A 19,869-nucleotide genomic window follows, 5' to 3' on the forward strand; every position below is an offset into this window, starting at 1 on the left:
GGTTATCCACCGATTCGTGTCGAAATTTGTGTTGTCACTGTGCCCGCATCATTGGTTAGCACGATAAAAGCATCTGTTCCGTCCAGATCCCCGTCCATGTCAACGATCAGCACAGAAGCGCGTCCGTCATCTTCAATGGGTTTGGCTTGATTGATGAGGGAAGTATCTGCATCTTCTGCAAATTTGCGGACGTCGAGTTGAAGCCCGCTCAATGCGCCTTGGGCTAGCACGGAACAGCGTAAGCCTTTCCATCGGACTTCAGCGATGGTGACGGCTTCTTGAAGAGAATCTGAAGATACAATCAGGTCCAAGGTTAAGCATTCTTGAAGGCTTAAACCACCATGGGTGTATTCTTCGTTGCTTCGGAAGCAACTGATTCCATCGGCCAGAACGACTGACTCGTCAGGATTCCAATGCCAAGGAAATATGCGATGATCGGTAATTGCACCGGATTTTATCAGGGCGCACCGACCCCATTTGCTTTCAGAAACGGCGCTGGGCAGGTTTGATTTTGGCAGACCACCAGGCAGGAGGAGCCAGCCATGATCAGTGACTACTCGAATGCGAGACCATCCCGCAGAAAGCAGGGCTTCGATTCTTTCGGCAACTTCTGCCAAGAGGGCCGGGAGCTGCTTCGCAAGCTTCGCTCCCCGTTCGTGCCCTTCGTGATCGATGTTGCCGATCTCCACCCAAAGTTTGTTGACCGTGGACGCGACGGGGTAGCCTTGGCAAATTGGGGCTGGAATCGGATCTTTGGCTCGGATTACCATCCAGCCTGAGTCTTTGAGAGCTTTCTCGAATTGATACGGAGACATCGCTTGAAAGTCTGTGGAACTTGGATTCTCCGCAGCACTGGTTGAGGCCAAAGGTGCCACTGCTGGCTTTCCCGTCCCTGTCACACTTGGCAATGCAGCCCATCGAATTTGCTCCTTAACGACAGCACCTTTTGATGCAAGGATGGACTTTAAACGCCGAGCGGAATCAGCACGCAAACCGTCGACAAAGACAATGCAGCTTTCGGCATCAGACGAAAGGTTATCAATCTTCGCTATTGGTTCCCAAATATTTTGCAGATGGCGGGCGGAGTCCTCCAACCAGGGAAGGTAGACGCTTCGAATCGCCACTGTCACGGCGTTGAAATCTTCACTGCTTTCCACGCATGCAAGCGCGGACAAAACTGCATCGTCGGCTTTCCAGGCACTGTTCAGGTAAGCTTGGACTACGTCATCCAGAGAGCCTGCGTTCAAAGATTTCCGTATTTCTGACGCCATTACCATCAAATGCTCTAAGGCTAGGGCTAAAGACGCTTCTCGCAGTTCCGCCCACACCAGACTACGGCGTGCGACATGGTGCTGTTCAAACTTGATAAGTTCAGTGCGGCATGTGGATGCATCATGCTTTGCAAGGGACAATAGCCCTTGGCGTAACGCCGTTTCTTGCAACTCGTTCCATTGTGGCCAGCCTTCATACTCCGATGCTTTGCCCATGCTCCACAGCATCGAGTTTCCGGGCATTTTGCATTTTTTGATTTGTGCGGGGATATTAGGATACCTGTTGGGCGCTTCGCAAAACCTATCCCACACGGTTTTCCACGGACCTTCTCTCAAAGCGAGTCGCTCAGAGGCAACAAGGGGGCCGTCTTTTTCAGGATGGATGCCAAACTGAGAACGGCAAACCTCAATAAACGCCAGCCATTCGTTTTCACTAGAGTTGGTTCGGTATTTTTCTGAGTGGTCGATCCACTCCAAAATTTGCCGACGCGGATCACCGATCAGAAGTTTTTTGAAAAATTCGGCATCAAGCCGTTTGTTTTTTAATGGCTCGACTTCTTCATCCAGCAGGCGGCTGAGAGCCAGTAGCATAGACTGTTTGGTGTCGTTGTCTTGGGCAACGTCTAGGCCCAAGCCCCCTTGGGCTGATCTTAGAAAGGCGAGAATGGTCCAGTCCTTTGCATTGCTTTGATTCCAGATCGTTCCCCGGTATTGCAACTCAGCAAGTGGTTTCAGGTGTTCCGGACAATTTTCAACAGCGCGCAAGTCTTGCCTACTTACACCAGGAAGATACAGGATCGGCGTCTGATTTAACGGCCTTGGGATGTTGGATAATGTATTAGCCAGGACACAACGTAGCCAGATGGCCGGGCCAGTCCTCTTGTCCGAGGAGTAGTCTCCAAGGATGAATAGTTCCGGAAGCTCATCAAGCAGGAGCAGAATGATTCCTTCCCACTGTCTTTCTTTGTCTGGCCAAAGGATGCAGACGGGAGGTGTCTGGATTTCTGGGTTGTGATTGCCTGAACTACGGATTGTATTGGCTAGTTCCTTGAGGATGTTAGGCACCTAATGCAACCTCACCCTTCAACTCTTGTAGTAAATCACCGCGCCGGAAAGTTGCCGCCAGCCTTTGTAGGGAAAGATTTTGCTGTCCATACAGCTTTCCGATTGCCTTTTCTATGGCCGTGACAGCCTCCTTGAAATATCTTTCCGCATTCTGATCCCACTTACTCCTGGCTTCCAAGAAATTTAGGTGATTCAGTTTGTCCAGACCAATGCCAAGATCATGAAGAAGGTATTGTCCCATGAGCATGGCCAGAAAACACGAAGCATAGCTTATAAAGTCTGGAGAACCTTCCGGCGGACGCCTGCGCATGTTTTCGGCATGGCGAAACAAAAGAACTGCCATAATGACTTGAGCCGCATGCAAATCATCCGTAAAGATCAGGTCATAGAGCTTTCCAAAGTGTTCCCGTCCATAAAACTTCGCCTGATGCGGGCGCTCTCGCCATACAGACAAGACAGCTTCTGCCGCCGTCGCACTGCTGATATCGGTCGGTTTCAAAGATGCTTGGCTGCGGTGCCGATGGTAGGCGAACCCCAGGTCACTGATGGAAGTCTCCAAACTTTTTTGCTTGGGATCGTTGGAACGCAGGTCGCGGAGGTCTACAGGATTCTGACTGTTGGTCGCGTAGATAATGCTCCGCACCAAGTCGGCGGATTCAGAGGGCAACTGATAGAGGCGAACAAGAACGAATGCATTCTCCATTCCGTCGTCCATGCCGGCCAGTGACGCCAGAGTTGTTTGAATAGTCTTGCAGGTCTGACCGCCGTTGATGACTTGTAAACCTTCAACTCGAACTTGGTAGTTTTCCCCTTGGAGTGCATTGTATGCAAACTTGCGGCATAACAAGGTAATACCGTTGTTATAGAAGTAGAAGTTGCCGCGTTCTGCTTCGGTCTTCAGGGTATGTTCGATGTTCTGATTGACCCGATTTCCCTGCAAACCCAGAAACCGGCGTACGTTTCTCTCAAGCAGGAGGTCGCCGTGGCGATTGAAGAGCACCTCGACTTCCCGCACAGGAATTTTCCCAACGAGTACTCGACAGTAGTCCAAATCTTCAATGATGGCCTTGCCAGATAATCTCAAGGTATCATCAACTTGCTTTGTCGATTGCAACATGCGGACTATGCAATCATGATTGACGTGCTCCCAAACCACTTGGTCATCTGGGTATCCGGCGCGTTCGATGAGTTGCTGCGCGGTATCCGTCCACTTCAAACCATTGTTGCAGAGTACCACCCGCACTCGGGGAATGTGGCCATCGCGCACCAGCGACCGGATTTCTTCCAACCGCTTGGTCAGGTTCTCGTTGGTGGTAATGACTGCATCTGGATCGAAGAGGTACCGAATCGCCTGGATGGTTTTTTCGACACCTGTCTGCGGAAAATTGGCATCACCAGCTAGATTCTGTTTGTACTTACCCTGGAACAGGGTCACTGCAAACTCGCCATCTTCCACATCCCCTATGTGAAGGGCGTCCACGCCAAAATCGTTGCCGCCTTCTGTAAGGCAGTCCAGCCCCTGCTCGTCGGGTAGGTCAAGTATGGTTTTCACAACCAAAAAAACAAAAGAAAGCGAGCGTTGTTTGTTTTCATCGTTCTTGATATTCAGCCGGGCCTCAAATTCCGCTGCCAAGTCTTCGGCGAGTTTGCGGATACGCTGATCAATGATTCCGATATTGATGCTCATGATGTACTATCCTCTGCTCTTATCACGCGACGCGCCCGGCGTTTAACGTCGAGGCTGTAATGACAATTATTGTAACGATCGCCGGTGAACTCCGCCCCACCTGCAAAATCAATGGTTTCATCCCATCCCCAGAACCAAGGAAAATCATTTTGTGGACGAACTGGTTCCTTGCCTCGATCCTTCTTCCAGTCAATTCTTGGTTTTTCACGAAGTACGCCTGCGCCTTTCTTCTTGATGTCAGGCACGGTCATGAAAGGACGAATATTAACACGTACACCGTCATTCAGGTCTGGCTCCCAACCAATTGGTTGTTTCAGTAACGGCTTCCAACGCACAAAAATGTCGTAGGGCGTATCCCCTTGAAGGATCAGTTCGAGCCTTTGCTTAAGTGTTTCAGCAGCGGCCAGTCTCTCTTGTGCGCCATCCGTGTTTGACAATATCTCGTCTCTCTGGCGTGTGATCCAGTCACCTAGATACGTATATATCAGAGTTTCCATATTCTTGCGATCGAGCTTGTGGTAATTGACCAAGGCTGAAAAACCATCGGGAAGGCCGTCCCATATGTGCCAGATGAAAGGGCGTTGATGAAAGAGTTGGCAGTGTTGGATAAAGAATTTATTGCGCAGCCAAGACTCGATCGTTTTGCCGGCATGATCTGCGGCTTTGAGGAGTTCGGAGAGCATTTCAGAGCCCCAATTTTGGCCGTACGCCAAGGCCAGAAGATTTAGTAAGCGTTCGACGGCAGGAGCTTCCCCGCGAACTGGCGGGATACAAACAATGCCGTCGCTGTCTGCAAAGTGACCCAATTCGGCACAGCTATTGGCTAATTTACTGGCTCGATTACTGAGGCGCATGTTTGCGTCAAGCTCGGCAGGCCATCGGTAGCCAAGCAGGCGGGCGACAGCAACTTGAAGTGGAGCGAAAGAGTTTTCTGGTCGTCCATGGAAAAGCCATTGAGTTGGGTCATCGCTTTCCGGTTCTGGGAGTCCGCTGGGGTATTTCTCCGCGGCGACCTTCTGCCAGTGGTCGAGGTCGAAGGGCAGCTTCTCGAAGGTGGCATTCGTTACTCCGACCTTTTGGTCTAGGACTCGGACACCGGTGACAAACTCTGGAGAAGTGGCGAACGCCCAGATCGCGGGCAGATGGTTATGATTCGTCGGTTTTAACACACAAGCATTGTTGTCGTAGGGCGTGCCTTGGTAGAGAGTTGCACACATACGAGCCATTTGGCCCACCACCACACCAGGGCTTCCCCACGCTCCGCGGCCATATGTTCGTGCACCTGGAACTTCGTTCATCGGGCCATTGCCGTCATGCCACTCAACGATTGACTCACACCCGCCGAACGTGATGTGTGCTTGGACAGTGCTTTGGAACCATTCCCACCCAGGAAGGCGCCGTTCGACCTCCCAAAAACGTCGGATAAAACGGTCAGAGTCACCTGTAGTGATACCTTTAACGCTTTCAGCAAAATCACCAAGCCGTTTCAAATCGCAATGAAGTTCGAACAGAACTCGTGCGTCAGGGTTTTTGAGTTGCTCCTTCTGAGGCAGAACCAAAATCTCAGCAGGATCATCTCCTCGTAGCAACGCCGCCTTTTCTTCGGGACGGCTGGCCTCAGAAACATCGATTCCAGACATCGCCTGATCGTCAACGGGTTTGGAAGCAGTGAGTACGCTGAGTTGGATATTGAAGTCCCACATTGGTGTTTGAAAGCCTTTTGCTCCCAACCTAGCCACTATCTCCCATGAACGGTTTCGCAGGAGAGTTTCGCGAAGATTTTTATAAGTCGTCAGGAAAAGCCAGTTCTGGGGTGTCACCAGCGCGGTGGACCCTCCCTTGGTACAGAATTCGAGGCAACGCAGAACAAAAGCGGTGGCTAGGTCGGCCTTACCAAGAGGATATTGGGTTTCCAGATGTTTTTTGAGCACATCATCCTGTTTCCCCCGCCCGAGATAGGGCACATTAGTGACCACCAAGGTATAGCGCTCCGCAAGTAGTTCGGCTGCTTTAGTTAATCCGGCGGCCACAACCCCAAGTTCATACTTGTCCGAAGCGGTCGATTCGAATTTTATAGCTGTGCGCAAAACCTGCATCAGGACTCGCATGCCACTCTCGTCCAAGAGACCACGTCCCAAAAACCTATGCGGATTGATCAAACTGCCTAGGGTTGGCGCTTTGGTGAAAAGATTGTAAAGTTGCTCAAAATGGAACCGCAGGTCGAGCTTCAGATGCTGCCCTTCCAAGATAGCCATCCATTGTTCTTTAGTACTGCTGATGGAAAGTCCAGTCGAGGCCACATTAAGTTCGGGCAATGTCCGATAACCGCCAGCGCTTGGATATCTCCATGCGGTGAGGGCTAGGGCAAAGGCGGCAATCTCAACACAGCGTTGATCAATCTCAAGACCGTGGAGGTTCTCAGTGAGAACTTTGTCGATAGCCTCATGCACTGACAGCTTCTCAAGCTCCATGCGCATGGGTACCAGCATTTGCAAAGCGGCGACCAGAAAGTGACCCGAACCGCAACTTGGATCGAGTATTTTCAGCTCAGAAAATGTTCTCGGCCAACCAAGGAATGTTCCCGCAGCCGGAGTCCACAAATCGTCTTCACTTTTTACAAAACGCAGATACGACAGCGGGACGCCGGGGAGCGATGCCTTCCTGCGGAGTTCGTCTTCGTCTTTTGCAGAGCTTAATTCAGATTTCGTCAGTTTTCTTGATGCCCACCAAGAGCCCAGCGTGTTGTCCAAGAGAAAAGCAACCATATAAGGCTCGGTGAAAAGCTGGGTCACGGCAGGCAACTCTCTCGCGCCGATCTTGACCTCAGATGTATTAACCTCGTCTTTGCGCTTGCTTTGCCAGAACTGGTACACCCACCCTAAGGAATCGGACGCCATGAAAACATCTACGGGTAAATCTGCGATGAGCCGCTCCAGACTTCGCTGATGCTCCGGAGAAAAATGCAGTTTGAAGACAACTGAATCCGTGCGAAATATCTGAGGCAGCATGGCTCCGGCCAGATCGGCGGCCATCTCCCATTCATTGGTAAAGCCTTCATCTTCATCTGCTGCCAGCTCCGCGCATTCTGCCAACGTGACGGCCACGCCGTCGAACATGAGCAAATTATTATCAGCCAGAAAACGGGCAAAAAGCATGCGATGCCAATGCTCATATGCCACTTCTTCCAAAAGCAAGGTTATTTCCTGCTCCCCTTTGGTAGATCGAATATCTCCAAGTTGTCTCCCGTGAGCCCGGAGCCTTCGCCGTAAGTTCTTTTGTTCGTCTGATAGATGCGAAAACGGCACAGACTCACCAACTCCAAGTTGCTCCAAGCATGCCTTGGCTGCATTTTCAGCAATGTCGCGAGCGGATTTGACGGTTTTCTCCAAATCGTTGCGAAGGGATCTAGCGAGAGGCTGCATGGGGTATAGCTCCTTGCATTACAGGATCATCGAGTAGCTCACTACTTTTGGACTACTGAATAACCACAGGCCCAGAGTTTAGCGCAGTCACGAGTTGTTTTTTTACTTCTACCAGCCAAGCATCCAACTCATCCGCAGACTTGATAGTCCGCCGCGGCAGATGAACGAACTTCGCTTCCGGTTCCATGAGTTCTGCCGCAGCTTGCAGGACTGCGTCAAATCGTCCCGGCATAGCGGCAATGCGGTCCTCAAACATGCTCAGCGAGAAAGCTTCCAGTGTGCGCAGCACGTCTTCCGTTGCTTGGACTTCAACTTTTGGTCTGGCAGACTCATGCAGCATTTGGCCTGACAAAAGTTGATGACGCTGTTCCGGTTCCAACTGTTGCCAATTGTCATCCTGTTTAAGCCGGGCCATGCCCTCTTCGTGTTTGGTCGAATACTCACGATCAAGACGGTTCAGTTCTGCTCGCAGAATTTGGGCCAGACTGGATACGAGGGGACTTACCAGATCGGGATCATTTAACAGTTGGCGTTCCTGTTCAATGATCGAAATCTGATCGAACAGCAGCTTGGCTTGGGATAAGGTTGCGGCGTGTTTTTTCAGACGGACCAGGGTGGTCCAGGCAGGACCGCGCTTGGAGATTTGATCTGCAACTTCTGTCCAGGAATCAATCAAGGCGGCTAACTCATCGCGCAGATTGTACACCGCAAGAAGCTGTTCGTTCCCGGTTGTCAGTCTGATGTCTTCGAGGCAGGCGGTATCCGGTATCGCAGGCTTGGGTGCATCGCCGCCCGCTCGCTCGGCCAGGTTTTTCATGCTCTGCACAAACTCGGGGATCGAGGCGGATTCCTCACCCTGTTTGGCGGCAATGCCAATTTTTTGCAGAACCTTGCGGATCTGGATTTTTTGGGCCGCACTGATGGTGGTCGCTTCAACTTTAAAAGAGGTTTTGCCGAAATTCCTTCGGTCTAACGTCTTCGCGTCCAAGGCCTTGCCCATGTCATCCAGAGCACGAACAAGACCCGCGTTGACCATGACGAGCAAGGCTCCATCCACTGCATCCCTCGGCCATCCGTATACGGGGCCTTCAAAGTGACTACGGATGTCGACGCCTTTTTTTCCTCCGGCGATAAAGCCCAGGATCGCTTTGCAAACGACATTGGCTCCAGGCTCACCTTCATAGCCAACGGCCTTCAAGGCGTCAGGAGCGCCTTTTTGGGCGCGTTCAAGCACTTTGGTCCAGCCATTGTTGTCTGCAAGGTCGAATTGTGGAAACAGGCGGGCCAATGAATTTTTGGCTGCTTCCGTCACCTTGTCCTGAAGCTCATTGCCCAGAATTTCGTTACCGCCTCCTTGGAACACTCTGGCCCCCGAAAACGCATCATCCAGAAGTGCGGCTATGCGTGCTTCCGCATTAAATTTCGCCGTTTCCATGGCGGCTCGGGCTTCGGTGCCTTCCGGGGTTGAAGGGACTCCACGTTTTTCCAAGGTGGCGCTGGCTGCCTTGTAATCCATCAGTTGATGACGAAGGTCATCAGCCGAGCGTTTGGGAATAAAAACAAAGATCGTGGGGGATTGGTTTCCGGCGTGCCGGGCATCAGCTAAAACGGAATTTTCATCCGTGCTCCAGCCGTCACGAATCCATACGCAGATTTTTCCGGAGGCGTCAGACGGGAGCTGGGAATCAAAGATCGTAGAGATATCACGCGGTGTCTTGGACATTCCGTGCTGAATAGAAATCTTGCGCAGAGACTCACTGACCTTGCGTCTGATGCGGTCGTCACGTTCTGTTTCGATGCGATGGGCGGTGCTGGCCAAGCTTGTGCGTTGGCTTAAAAATTCGTCATTCCAAGCCGCGCTTTCTTCGGTCTGGATGCGGTACTCGTCGCCAACCTTCATCAGCAGTTCGCAGGAGTTCAACAGGCCCGGAAGCTTGCTGCGCAGCACGCTTGAGCCTTGGGACAAATCCTCCACGAGTAAGTCTGCGAGCGTGTCCACCGTAGTTTTCAGGCCGATTTCAGTGTTTGCAGCGGCTAGCTTGGTGATCAAAAACACAAGGGCGCACGCTCTGGACATGAGCTGTTCATCGGTAGACCCGGATTTCCACCCCACGGTTTTTTCGTACACTTTGCGCGGCAGGATTCTGGTACGGAGGAGATTTTCCGCCAGGTCAAAGAAAATAAAGTCCGCCGGTGCGACATGCCCGATGGGTTGTTCGGCATTGGTTTGGATGACCTTGTGAATCAGGCTGAGCTGGTTGCGGAGCTGACTGTCCGTCCCAGACTGATCCAGGACACGTAAGGCATTTTCCCAAAGACGGCGGCGAACCGGCAGGATGGGGTAGTCATGAACGATGTATTCCAAGTCCGCCTGGCGGTGCGCGATGGTGGTTCCTGTCAGATGGCGGGAGATTTCGCCTAAATTGGCCTGGACCATTGAACTGATGGGAGCCATGGCCTCAGGTTTTTTGGCCAGGATGACCTGCCGAATAACCGCGTCCACATCGGCGTCAGAAAGCTCGACTCGGACCGTAAACCGTCCTTCAAGTTTTTTGAGGTTGCTTGTCCCAGTCACGGCGGTCTGCCCGGTGCCCACAAAGAGCAGCTTGCCGCCGATGTTCTTGGAACAGGCCTCGACAACTTCCTGCACATCGATCGACCGTTGACTGTCCTCGCCGATGTATTGTTGGACTTCGTCCAGCACGATCAGGGTCAGCGGCAGTTTGCCATCCTTGGACAGGGCCTGCTTGATAGCTTTTATCATGTCGTCGCTGGAAACGTCTTTGCCGGATGGAAACTGGTTTCGCAGAATATCGGCGCAGGTTTTTTCATCGAAAAAGATTTGCGGCCTGATTTTGACCAGAGCTTCGCGGAGCACCGTGGAGACGTGCAGACGCAGGACTTCCTGGTCCCAAATTTTACCCGCATTTTCGACATGTTGTCGAATTTGATCCAAGATGCCTTCTTCCTGGAGCCACATGACGAATGATGCAAAGTGGTACTTCGCGGGCAGTCCGACGGATTTGAAGATCATGGCCAAAATGGCGGCGCGGGCACTGTTGCTGTCATCGTTGGCCTTCAAGGTGCCGCTGACGCTGTGTAAACCGCCATGTCTCTGTCCGGCTGTTTTCAATTCTAGGAATAGCTCCTGAACTTCAGGTGGGAGGGTCGTGATGCCTCGCGCGGTGGCTCCATCGGAAAAGATATAGTCCAGCCAGAGAGCGGCCAGAATTTTAACCAAGTGCGATTTGCCTGACCCGAAAAAACCGCTGATCCAGACGCCTGGCTGTTGGGGGTGTTTGAGATTCTCCAAATACGTCCGCAGAATGTGCACCAATCCTTTTTCGTACTGTCCGCTGCACACAAAGGTTTCAAGCTCGTAGCGAAGGATGCTTTCGTCCGACTCGTTAACGCTTGCCACGCCCTGGTTGGCCAGTTTGCGCGATACAGGATCTTTGAGAAAAATGTATTTGTTGAGCATGGGAGTTCCTAGAATGATTTGTCGGCGGTGATGGGTACCGCGAGATAATTCCAGCCATCGTAGCCGTCGAGCAGGCGATAGTTGTTGTTTTCGTAACTGCCGGGGAAAAAGATCATCAGGCGTCCCTTGACCAAAGGAGCCAAGCTATCCACGAGGTCTTTGACCTTGGCGAATCCAAAGAGTGCGCCCACACCCAGCACCGCGATTACAGCGTTTGGATTTGCCGTGGCCTCACCTATGTACGTATTGAAGGATGAGATTAGGAAACGAAGATATTCCTCCGGGAGAAGGTCGCCCAGTAGGCTTGGTTCTCTGAAGAATTCCTCGGCGTAATCCTCGTTTGCCAACCACAGGGCGAATGAGTCGGTCACATCAAAGACAAACCAGTCGTGACCGGCTTGGCGTGTGGTCAGCTCGAACTCTTCGATTTTGGCCCTGAGACGAAGTTCTTCATTCTCGTCATAAACGCAGAAAATGACCCGCTGGGCTGGGGCGGCATCTTCACGCCAAGGGACGGCGATAAAGTTGGCATAGGATTGGATCAGCCTTTTAACTTTGCTCACGCAGCAACTCCATTTCCTTATCAGTCAGAAGGTTTGGAAAAAGGACTTCGACCACGGTGCCGATCCTTTTTAAAACGATCCAGCCACGGCGAGAAGCCTCTGCGGCGGCATCAAGAGCCGATTCCAGGGGACAGTCAAGGAGGTTCATGTATTCTGATTGGAAAAGGGACATTCCACGCAACCCGTTAAGATACCCCAAAAGAAGAGCATAAGCCGTCGCGCCAGGGGTGACGGGTGGCTGAGAGCGAATTTTTCGGACACGGCCACTCAGATAACCCGCCTGCGTCCAGGACGAACTGATATTCTGCGCCAGCGATTTAAGCGTGGCGGCGCTGAAACGGTCAGTCTCCAGCGAATCAATGTAGTGTTCGAGGTTCTGCCGGATGACCGTTGATCCAATGGGGTGATCAAAGAGGAATGGTGTTGCGCTGCGTAAAAGGGGGTCGCGGGCGTACGCGCAAAGGAAGGCCAGAGATGCCCTGGCGGATGGATCCCGCTGCCAGAGGTAAAGGAGGTTACGAAATAAGGTGGTCCCTGTGTCCAGACTATAAAGATCCACGAGGTGCCGGTAGGTCAGCAACCTCGTTCGGCCCGAACGCTTGTTAAGGCAGTTCTCGTCGACAATGGCCTTCCGGAAGTCATCTTTGGAAACCGTAAATTCCGTAGGTTGCCGCAAGACTTCCTGGAGTTCCTCGAACATGATGGTTCGAGCCAGATGGGCTCCCCCTCGTTCATAACTGAATCCGAACGGGCTGATTCCCTTAGAATGCTTATCTTTGTTCGTCAAAACACGTGCCTTTTATAATGAATAATTGGTGAGAAGCTTTTTTCTGAAAAGTGTTAAACAGGCCATCGTCAAGAAGGCCCCCCACGTTTGAAGGCCGCCTTAACCCATGCCTTAGCTTCTGTAATAGGGCTTGGGCCTCCTTTCTGAAGGAACATGCTGGACGTGGCTTGAATGGACGTGACGTTGCCTGTTTTCGTCTGAGAACTCAAGGTAATAAGGGCTTTCTTCGATTCTGATGCTGGGCCGAACAAGTCTTCGTAGCCCTGCCAGGCTTCGCCGGTGACAATGACGTAGCCCAAGTCGACGCGGGGGAGTGTCGTGGTCAATTTTTCGTTCGCGCGAACGCAGGCCCGCAAGGCGAGGGTTTTGGCCTTGTTGTCGAAGAAAAGCAGTATCACATTCTGCCCTCGATCTTCCTCAAAGACGAAAGTGATCGCCTTTGCGGAATTATCCGATGAGACAGCGTGCGTAAGTGGAAATGTTGCGAGATGAACTGAATTCGGCTCATCTGGAATAGGCTTTTCTGGGGCCTGCTTGGTTTGCGTTTGTGGGGGGCTGAAAATGCTGGTCACGGTGGCCTGCATGGTTTTGTAGGCACCGATCAAGAGGAGGGCGGCCAGGGCGCATGCTGCTAATTTGAGCGTCAGCGCAGACCACTGAATTTGTTTGGTTGGCGATTGCTTGTGCTGCGAATCCTGGCCGGAAAGAAGGGCTTGCAATGTCCTGGTTAAATCCTTGGGGGCTGCTGCCTGGGCGGACGTGCTGTCGTGAGGTGAATTCGTCTGGACGTGGGCGTAGATGACGCCGCATTTCGGGCATTCGCCCGCGCTAAAGTGCAGATCATCGTTTTGTGTACGCTCATAATAGCATTTCGGACAGACAATGCCGCCGGTCTTGGACTGAGGGACCATTGGGCTGGGTTGTGCTGTCTGGTCGGACAACGCCGCGGCCAGAAAGGGGATGATTTGATCCCTCGCCTGGGCCGGAAGACTCCCACGCTGCGAGAGAATATACGGCCGTAAGAAGCGGATATTCAGCACCTCAACGCCTCTCACCAGCCCACGAATTTGTATAAATCCCCGAGAGAAGCAAAGAATAGGCATGATCGTCTGTCCGCCAAGTCTCTCCGCGCCCAGATGATCCCGGAGCGAGTAGGTTTGGCTCCAGCATTGATTCAAAAAATCCTTGAAGAATTTACGCCCGTTTCTGAGCAGAACGTCGTTTTCCTGGGTTATGTTCCCTTTCTGGCTCTTGGTCTCCACCAGAAAAATGCCATTGGGGCCGATTACGACATGGTCGATGTTGAAACCAGGGAATTCGAGGTCATGGAAGACGTAGTAATCGTCAGGGAGTTCCTGAAGGGCGTCGGCGACGGCTTGTTCAGCTTCGGCGCCTGTGTCGGCGTCGGAAATGCGTTTTTTGAGCTTGATTCCGGTTTCTTCAAGTGACTTGATGGAGACGATATAAATGCCAGCGACCACGACGCCCCAGAAAAAATGGCCACGGGTTAGCAGATAATACCCGAGAGGTATCAGCAGCAGTAGCGAAAGCATGGGCAGGGCGATGCGCGAAAGCAAGTCCTGATACCGTGTGTCGCCCATGGAAAAAACACTTTTCCCAGCTGATCCAAAGACCTGAGCCATTTCCTCCTCGTCCTCCTGGTTCGTGAGCACTCGAAATGTGCTGCACATTTTGTTGCAGCCATTTTGATAAGCCTCAGCTGGGCGAAAGTGTCAAGAATTTTAGGATGTAAGACATCTTGGCCGGTGTTGTTGAATTCGTGCGGAAAATTGGTTCTTGTCAGACGCCAGCCGAAACATAATGTTTCCAATACACCTTCTTTGGGGATTTATCGTCTTGGATAGTGGAGATCGTCCCAGGCTGTTGGGACGATCTCGTGGAAATTCTGTTGCGCTTTTTCTGTTTGGTAAGCGGTATCAATGAAAGGCCATCTCGATTTATTTCGGGATTTTTTCGATGATTATTGAACTATCTGAGCGTGTTATTCATGAGACGATGCGTTATTCATGGCATCCAACTCTGCAACCGCATCCTTTGCGGCGTGGTAGTCCTTCTCCATCAGATACTTACGCAGAATCAGGCGCTCTTTTGACGTCACCTTGAGCTCAGGGTGAAGGCGTATGCGGTCGTCTTCGATGTCCCAAGGATACTTTCGCAGTATGCGCCTGAGCGTAGTCACTTCCTCGGGATCAATCGGATTCTTTGGAGGCCTCACCTTGGAGAAGTCATAGACCATTGTGTGCATGGGTGTTCTCCTCTTATCTACGCTTGGGTTTCTTCATGAACGTTTCAAGAAGCAGGGCGCCTTTTTCCTGCAAGGCGTTCAGATCGGGCGCCGTAAGATCTTTGAACTTTTCCTGGCCGACGAACTCGCCTTGGAACATCTTTTTTTTCGGGTCGTATCCCATTGCAAGCACATTGCCGCCAGGGAAGGCCGAAAGCCAGAAGAGCCCATCCCTTGGCTGAAGCCATTCGATCATCATGCCCGACATGCCCACCCCGGCAACCCTGACGCCGCCATCAAGCATGGCGTCATAACGCTCGTGGTGATGAGCGTGAACATGAATTCTGGCCTTGAGGGAGCGGGCCACTTCACCCAGGATCCGGTAGCCGAGTTTGTAGGATTCCGGGGCCTCGTGACTCACGATGACGTCGACGCGGGTCTTGCTGGCAAGGCGGGCCATCAGCGCAAGGTCTTCCGGGAAAATTGTCGTGTGATCCTGCGGGGCGAGCTTCTTGTCCTTGCGAATCAATGCCAAGCTTTGGCGAGTGTCCTGGGGGCGGACGTGGGGCAGGTCGCTCAACGTCGTCTGCCGGTCAACGCCCAGGACATTGGACCGAAAAGTGCCGCCGAGACCGGCGATGCGCAGGCCATCAATCTCCACCACGCGGCAATGCAGGTTTCTGTCGGCCATAGACGAGTGATGCTTGATGTATTCGGGATCGTCACTGTCATGGTTGCCGAATATCCACCATGTCTTTGCCGCGATCTCCGGGCCGAGGATGGCTGCCAGATCGTCGAGGGGTTCCTGGTCGCCAAGGAGGACGACTGCTGTGGCCCCTACTGCGGCTTCGAGCATGGGTTCAAAGTCGCCGTGGCAGTCCCCGACGAAAAGGATCATGACCGGTCTCCCAGACCTTGGCCCAGCCAGAAAAAACCTTCGGCGGTTCTCGCCATTCCGATCCCTTCCACGCGAATGTCACCGTCCAGGGTGGCGCTGTAGCGTTCGTGGTGGTGGCCGTGGATCAGCATCCTGACGCCCATGGCACGGGCAATGTCACCGAGGAGTGGGAAACCGAGCGGGTGAGACTCGGGTGCCTCGTGTGTGACTAAAACATCCACGTGTCCTGTCAGCGCCAGCAAGGATTTTAAATCGTCAGGAAAGATCGAGGTGAAGTCTGCGGGGTACGCTCGTCCGCCTCGCCGAAGTTTAATCCATGCTTCCCGGTAGTCCTGTGGGCAGTCCAGATCCACTTCGGCCAGGCGCGTGGTCTGGTCAATTTCGAACTTCTTTGCGCGGAACACCCCGCCCAGACCCGCGACCCGCAAGCCCCCGATCTCGACCACCTGGCAGTGCAGGTTCCGCTCGGCCATGGATTCGTGGTGTGTCATGTAGTCGAGGTAATCGCTGTCGTGGTTCCCGTAGATCCACCACGTCTTCGGGGCCACGCCAGGCCCCAGCTCCGCGGCAAGGTCGTTCAGCGGCTCCTGGTCGCCCAGGAGCACTACAGCCGTGGCCTCGCCGGCCTCCTCGATGACAGGGATGAAATCCCCGTGGCAGTCACCTGCAAACAGAATCATATTCCCCCACAGTCTTTGAAATTAGGCCCCCAGGACTCCCTCTCTGGATCCTGCACCCATCTCCACCATTCCTGGTAAACCAGATCGTCAAAGGGGCTCTTCAAGTTCTTCTCGCATCCGGCGATCTTGTTCAACCGCACCATGATCTCCTGATCATCGAGCGCAGCTTGCCGCATCTCATCCCAATCCTGTTGGCGGCCTCTGGTGATGCAGGAGTCAATAGCCGCCGGGGTCCACAGTTCATGGTTCAAATTTCTGTGCTTCATTTCTTCTTTTCTTCCACCGCCGTTCCCACGCTCTATAAGTCCGCCCAGGTCCAACCAATTTCCATTTTTTAAAATTTGGCAAAGCCTTATCAACGCCAACAAAGTATTCAGTCCTCGGATTCAATGTTTTGCGAAGCATTTCGCTCAAGTGCAGATGCTTCTCAATTTCAAATATCGCACCAAGCAACGCCCGTACCTGCGGAGGATATTGCAGTCCATACTTCAAAAGATAACCAAGATGCTCGATCGTCACGTGCTGTTTGAAGAGTAAAAAAAGTTGGTTCACAACGTGATTCGGTGACGAATCACTGACGTGACGTATTTCTTTGAGTGCATCAAGAATCATAAGTGCCAGCCTTGCCGCATGCACCTTCGGGATTTCTTTAATTGTAGATTGTATATAGCGCACTTTCTGGTATCCAAAACGCCTCTCATGAGTCCAACTAGGCGTCGCAATAGTCAAGACCATCGGGACTTGTGTAGAAAGTCCGAGGTCGTTATGCGCCCATGAGCCGGCAGGATAGCCCACATCCAGGGCCTCGCGCAGCAGTTCACGGCCAAAAAGCTCCATAGGGCCGAAACGGTCCGACGCCCTTGGCCGGTAGAACCGGCCCGGGTATGCCCGCCGGATCTCCTTGTCCTTGACCATCTGTCGCAGTGCCCGCGAGAGCGCCCTGCGCCTGGTCGTGGCCAGATCCCCGAAATCAGCGAAGCCGAAGCTCTGAGCAACCGGTATCTGCTCGACCATCTGCCTCACAATCTCGATGACGCTTTTTTTTTTCACAACAAAACCTCCGCAGCCCGCCTTTCACCGTCGCCTCATAGTACCAAAGTCTAAAAAAATTGGACTACCGTACTATGAGCCGCCTTTCACCGTCGCCAAGAAGTACAGTAACGTCAAAATCTGACGCTAACGTACTTCATCCCACTTCCACCCACCACTTGCCCCCAAGGCCTTCGCCGGACAGGCACTGCCAGGCGCAGCCATGATCCACTCCCTTTGCGTGTAAGTGGAAGTGCCCAAAGAACCACTGCTTTGGGTGAAACTCGCCCAAAATTATGTCCAAAAGCGCCACTGTGGGATCCATAAGCCGGTCATGGTCAATCTTGTTCTTCGGGAGCTGCTGCAAGAAGGCCAAAGGCCCCGTGTGCGAGATCACCATGTCGACCCGCCCTCCGTGGGCCAGGACTTGTGCCCGGGCGTGCTCCAGGTCCGTCTTTGTAGGCACTTCCCCGGCCCACCAGTCATCGCCCTCAACGCGGCCCTCCTTGTCCGTTGACATCGCCCCACCAAAGAAGAGTATGTTTCTGCCGTCGTCCAGGGTCAGGATTGAGCCCTTGGGCATGTAGAAGCATCCCGGAACCGGGATCTCAATCGGTCCGTCCGGGGCAGCCTTCACGCGTTCCTGCAGATCGTCGTGATTTTCGTGATTCCCGTCGCACCAGTATATTTTTGTGCTTTGCGGCTTGATGGAATACTGATCGAATCGGCGATTTCTGGTGATTTTCTCTGTTCCGTGTCGATGTGGCCACCAGCCGAAATCTCCGCATTGCAGAACAATGTCCGGCTTCTTTTTGTTCAGAAACTGGTTCAACGACCCAAAATCTGCGTGAATGTCGCCCATGATGATAATTTTCATAACAATCTGTAAGTAATAGATTTTTTCTCAAGATACGGCTTTAATGTCGGTGCCGGTAGAAGGTAAAGGTTGATGAATACAGTAATATATTACGTTGAGCTTGTCAATAGATTTCCGCTAGTCTCACCCAAAATAATCAGGACGGTGGTGGGGTCATGTCAATTTACGATATTCGTTTGGAAACAACAGGGATTACGAGTAATGTGAAGCGAATCATGGAAGAGAAAAAAATATCCATAGTAGCGCTTTCAAATGAAACAAAGTTGTCCACAAAAATTATTGAGCGAGCCAGAACAAGCCAAATTAAATTGTGCAAGCTTGAAACTCTTGCAATAATTGCCAAGGGATTGAATGTAAAAATAGTTGAATTGTTTAACGAGTGATATCTGGCAAAGCGCCGATTATACGATTATTTTTCGGCGTTGATTTTTGAGACTGTGGCCTTTTTCTTCACCTTCACCATGTCATCCGCAAGAGAAGCGGCACGCCGCAGCGCCTGGTCGGAGAGATGTGCATACCGTTTCGTCACGCTGAGGTCGCCATGAGTCAGGAGCGTGCCCACCTCATACAGGCTCGCGCCTGAACTGGCCAGATGGCTGGCAAAATGATGCCGGAGTCCATGCACCGGACGGAAGTCCGCCGGGAGTCCGGCTTTGTCCCTGAGTCGTCGTCCCATGCGCCGCATGTCTTCTCTGGCGCCTCCATTCTGGCCTGGCCAGATGTAAGGAGAGTTCGGGCGCACGATGCCTTTCAACACCTCCACCGCGCCGGGGGAGAGGGGTATGGTCTGCGTCTTTTCGTTCTTTGCCGTGGCCCCGCGCAGGGTCAGGAATCCATTCTCGAGATCCACGTCTGACCACATGACGTTGAGAAGGGCGGTCCGCCTGATCCCTGTCAAAAGTGCGATGCGGAAAAAGGCCGCGCAGTGCTGGTTCGATTCTTCATCCAATGCTTTAAGATATGCCGAAAGCTGGTCCTCGGTCATGAACTCGGTCTTTTCGTTATCTACGGTCGGCATGCGGAACTTGAGGTGCACTGGCGGATCAATATGTCCCATGTCCGCCGCCCACCTGAGCATGCGCTTGAGCAGGGCCAGGACGTGTTTCTGGGTCTGAGCGGAGAGGGTCTTGCGCGTTCTGGGGCTCTTCGTCTTGGCCAGATTCCGGCGCAGACGTTCAAGGTCCAGCGTCACGATTTCGGAAGGGGTCTTCTCGCCAAGTTCGGGCAGGAGGCGGTTTGCATAGGACGCGTCCGGCTTAGCGCAGGCCCGGTCCTTGTGTGCATCATCGTATTCATCCCAGATCTTCTGGACTGTCCAGCGCCCGGTAATGGCTTCTTGGGCGGCCTTCTCCTGCGTCCTGCGCTCTGTGTTGGGCAAGGTTTGCCCCGTCATGCGTGCAGCCCTTGCCTGGGATGCCTTGGCTTCAGTCATGGCGGATGTGGACTTCCCCACGGGCTCTTCGATTTCCTTGGAACCACGCCCCCCGAGCCGATAGCGAATGTAATAGGTCTTTTCGCCATTCTCGGGATTTTTACGCCAATATACGCCTGGATATTTCTTCGACTTCTCGCGCTTTTCCTCGGTCATGAATTCCCCCTCGCGTTTCGGTACCTCAAGCGATTCTTCCCCGCACCTTCCCCGCACGCAAGGCGTAAATACAGCTCGGGGACCAGAAGTCAATAGAGAGTGACTAATTGATAACTATCTGAAAAATATGAGATATAGGATGCAATGGGATTTGGTAGAAATTGATGAAAAAGTGACTTTTAAGCCTCCGGAGCTAAAGGCCGCAAGTTCGATTCTTGCATTGCGCACCAAGAAAATCAGGGAGTTAGGTATTTAAGCCTAGCTCCCTTTTTCTTT

General features: G+C 52.6%; 15 protein-coding genes and 1 tRNA gene. 2 read left to right on the forward strand and 14 right to left on the reverse strand.

From position 1 onward, the window contains the following. Positions 1-2: 2 nt before the first annotated feature. The 13 genes from pglZ to DBAC_RS06695 all read right to left on the reverse strand — a co-directional run bounded on the left by pglZ (position 3) and on the right by DBAC_RS06695 (position 18,005). Positions 3-2,336: a BREX-1 system phosphatase PglZ type B gene (gene pglZ / locus DBAC_RS06635; protein WP_015773516.1), complete on the reverse strand. Its 2,334-nt coding sequence runs from the start codon at positions 2,334-2,336 to the stop codon at positions 3-5. Beyond that, positions 2,329-4,023, reverse strand: a complete 1,695-nt coding sequence (locus tag DBAC_RS06640) for an AIPR family protein (protein ID WP_015773517.1) — start codon at positions 4,021-4,023, stop codon at positions 2,329-2,331. The genes pglZ and DBAC_RS06640 overlap by 8 nt, the downstream gene beginning before the upstream one ends. Continuing rightward, the gene (locus DBAC_RS06645; RefSeq protein WP_015773518.1) at positions 4,020-7,445 is read right to left on the reverse strand and encodes an Eco57I restriction-modification methylase domain-containing protein; all 3,426 of its coding nucleotides are present in this window, start codon (positions 7,443-7,445) and stop codon (positions 4,020-4,022) included. The genes DBAC_RS06640 and DBAC_RS06645 overlap by 4 nt, the downstream gene beginning before the upstream one ends. Before the next feature lie 52 nt (positions 7,446-7,497). Then, on the reverse strand, positions 7,498-10,926 hold the full coding sequence (gene brxC / locus DBAC_RS06650) for a BREX system P-loop protein BrxC (protein ID WP_015773519.1): 3,429 nt from the start codon (positions 10,924-10,926) through the stop codon (positions 7,498-7,500). A gap of 8 nt (positions 10,927-10,934) precedes the next feature. Then, the gene (locus DBAC_RS06655) at positions 10,935-11,489 is read right to left on the reverse strand and encodes a BREX protein BrxB domain-containing protein (protein ID WP_015773520.1); all 555 of its coding nucleotides are present in this window, start codon (positions 11,487-11,489) and stop codon (positions 10,935-10,937) included. Continuing rightward, positions 11,476-12,189, reverse strand: a complete 714-nt coding sequence (locus tag DBAC_RS06660; protein ID WP_218915598.1) for a hypothetical protein — start codon at positions 12,187-12,189, stop codon at positions 11,476-11,478. Before DBAC_RS06660 ends, DBAC_RS06655 begins: the two co-directional genes overlap by 14 nt. Before the next feature lie 155 nt (positions 12,190-12,344). Next, on the reverse strand, positions 12,345-13,919 hold the full coding sequence (locus tag DBAC_RS17765; RefSeq protein ID WP_167320922.1) for a nuclease-related domain-containing protein: 1,575 nt from the start codon (positions 13,917-13,919) through the stop codon (positions 12,345-12,347). A gap of 359 nt (positions 13,920-14,278) precedes the next feature. Beyond that, positions 14,279-14,542 carry a hypothetical protein gene (locus DBAC_RS06670; protein WP_015773523.1) on the reverse strand — a complete coding sequence of 88 codons (264 nt, stop codon included), beginning with the start codon at positions 14,540-14,542 and terminating at the stop codon, positions 14,279-14,281. Between the two features lie 13 nt (positions 14,543-14,555). Next, positions 14,556-15,419 carry a metallophosphoesterase family protein gene (locus DBAC_RS17770; protein WP_015773524.1) on the reverse strand — a complete coding sequence of 288 codons (864 nt, stop codon included), beginning with the start codon at positions 15,417-15,419 and terminating at the stop codon, positions 14,556-14,558. Further along, positions 15,416-16,099 carry a metallophosphoesterase family protein gene (locus DBAC_RS06680; protein ID WP_015773525.1) on the reverse strand — a complete coding sequence of 228 codons (684 nt, stop codon included), beginning with the start codon at positions 16,097-16,099 and terminating at the stop codon, positions 15,416-15,418. Before DBAC_RS06680 ends, DBAC_RS17770 begins: the two co-directional genes overlap by 4 nt. Beyond that, on the reverse strand, positions 16,096-16,365 hold the full coding sequence (locus tag DBAC_RS06685; protein WP_143890831.1) for a hypothetical protein: 270 nt from the start codon (positions 16,363-16,365) through the stop codon (positions 16,096-16,098). The genes DBAC_RS06680 and DBAC_RS06685 overlap by 4 nt, the downstream gene beginning before the upstream one ends. Then, entirely contained in the window at positions 16,340-17,149 is an 810-nt protein-coding gene (locus tag DBAC_RS06690) for a DUF6088 family protein (protein ID WP_015773527.1), read from the reverse strand. The genes DBAC_RS06685 and DBAC_RS06690 overlap by 26 nt, the downstream gene beginning before the upstream one ends. Positions 17,150-17,285: 136 nt before the next feature. Next, the gene (locus tag DBAC_RS06695; RefSeq protein ID WP_015773528.1) at positions 17,286-18,005 is read right to left on the reverse strand and encodes a metallophosphoesterase family protein; all 720 of its coding nucleotides are present in this window, start codon (positions 18,003-18,005) and stop codon (positions 17,286-17,288) included. Positions 18,006-18,160: 155 nt separating this feature from the next. On the opposite strand from DBAC_RS06695, the gene DBAC_RS06700 reads away from it, so the two are divergent. Further along, positions 18,161-18,388: a helix-turn-helix domain-containing protein gene (locus tag DBAC_RS06700; protein ID WP_043810585.1), complete on the forward strand. Its 228-nt coding sequence runs from the start codon at positions 18,161-18,163 to the stop codon at positions 18,386-18,388. 26 nt (positions 18,389-18,414) lie between these two features. On the opposite strand, the gene DBAC_RS06705 is transcribed toward DBAC_RS06700, so the two are convergent. Beyond that, positions 18,415-19,593: a tyrosine-type recombinase/integrase gene (locus DBAC_RS06705; protein ID WP_015773529.1), complete on the reverse strand. Its 1,179-nt coding sequence runs from the start codon at positions 19,591-19,593 to the stop codon at positions 18,415-18,417. Between the two features lie 159 nt (positions 19,594-19,752). On the opposite strand from DBAC_RS06705, the gene DBAC_RS19190 reads away from it, so the two are divergent. Beyond that, positions 19,753-19,823: transfer RNA gene (locus tag DBAC_RS19190), tRNA-Arg, on the forward strand. Positions 19,824-19,869 lie beyond the last annotated feature (46 nt).

The sequence above is a fragment of the Desulfomicrobium baculatum DSM 4028 genome, assembly GCF_000023225.1.
Taxonomy (GTDB): domain Bacteria; phylum Desulfobacterota; class Desulfovibrionia; order Desulfovibrionales; family Desulfomicrobiaceae; genus Desulfomicrobium; species Desulfomicrobium baculatum.

Excerpts from the sequence above, each read along its gene's own strand:
- DBAC_RS06640 (WP_015773517.1), bottom strand. The coding sequence starts at position 4,023 with ATGAGCATCAATATCGGAATCATTGATCAGCGTATCCGCAAACTCGCC.
- DBAC_RS06645 (WP_015773518.1), bottom strand. The coding sequence starts at position 7,445 with ATGCAGCCTCTCGCTAGATCCCTTCGCAACGATTTGGAGAAAACCGTC.
- brxC (WP_015773519.1), bottom strand. The coding sequence starts at position 10,926 with ATGCTCAACAAATACATTTTTCTCAAAGATCCTGTATCGCGCAAACTG.
- DBAC_RS06660 (WP_218915598.1), bottom strand. The coding sequence starts at position 12,189 with ATGTTCGAGGAACTCCAGGAAGTCTTGCGGCAACCTACGGAATTTACG.
- DBAC_RS17765 (WP_167320922.1), bottom strand. The coding sequence starts at position 13,919 with ATGGCTCAGGTCTTTGGATCAGCTGGGAAAAGTGTTTTTTCCATGGGC.
- DBAC_RS06670 (WP_015773523.1), bottom strand. The coding sequence starts at position 14,542 with ATGCACACAATGGTCTATGACTTCTCCAAGGTGAGGCCTCCAAAGAAT.
- DBAC_RS17770 (WP_015773524.1), bottom strand. The coding sequence starts at position 15,419 with ATGATCCTTTTCGTCGGGGACTGCCACGGCGACTTTGAACCCATGCTC.
- DBAC_RS06680 (WP_015773525.1), bottom strand. The coding sequence starts at position 16,099 with ATGATTCTGTTTGCAGGTGACTGCCACGGGGATTTCATCCCTGTCATC.
- DBAC_RS06685 (WP_143890831.1), bottom strand. The coding sequence starts at position 16,365 with ATGAAGCACAGAAATTTGAACCATGAACTGTGGACCCCGGCGGCTATT.
- DBAC_RS06695 (WP_015773528.1), bottom strand. The coding sequence starts at position 18,005 with ATGAAAATTATCATCATGGGCGACATTCACGCAGATTTTGGGTCGTTG.
- DBAC_RS06700 (WP_043810585.1), top strand. The coding sequence starts at position 18,161 with ATGTCAATTTACGATATTCGTTTGGAAACAACAGGGATTACGAGTAAT.
- DBAC_RS06705 (WP_015773529.1), bottom strand. The coding sequence starts at position 19,593 with ATGACCGAGGAAAAGCGCGAGAAGTCGAAGAAATATCCAGGCGTATAT.